Source organism: Agrobacterium sp. 20P9.1.2, assembly GCF_057799395.1.
The window spans coordinates 1-312 of record NZ_JBYOKI010000022.1; the positions used below are offsets into that span (position 1 = coordinate 1).

1 tRNA gene is annotated in these 312 nt (G+C 52.9%); it reads left to right on the forward strand.

Features of this window, described 5'->3' with window-relative positions:
- The first annotated feature begins 233 nt into the window (after window positions 1-233).
- A tRNA-Met gene (locus AC27VJ_RS22605) sits at window positions 234-310 on the forward strand.
- The last annotated feature ends 2 nt before the right edge of the window (window positions 311-312 follow it).

Genomic DNA, 312 nt, shown 5'->3' on the forward strand with positions numbered 1-312 from the left:
TCATAACAATCAATATCTTCTCAACGCAAAAACAAACGGCCAAAAGGCCAGTCAAAGGCCGCTCACAACGCGGCCTTTTGTGTTATAAAGCACAACGACAAAAACAAAGTGGTGTACCGACTAAGGTGCGCCCCTTACAGGAGACAAATTGCTACGCAATTTGCTCCGGCACAGATCCGTCATCGCAACGCGATGACGTACTCGCGACATTCGGCATAGCCGAATGCGCTGGACGCGGGGTGGAGCAGCCCGGTAGCTCGTCAGGCTCATAACCTGAAGGCCGCAGGTTCAAATCCTGCCCCCGCAACCAAA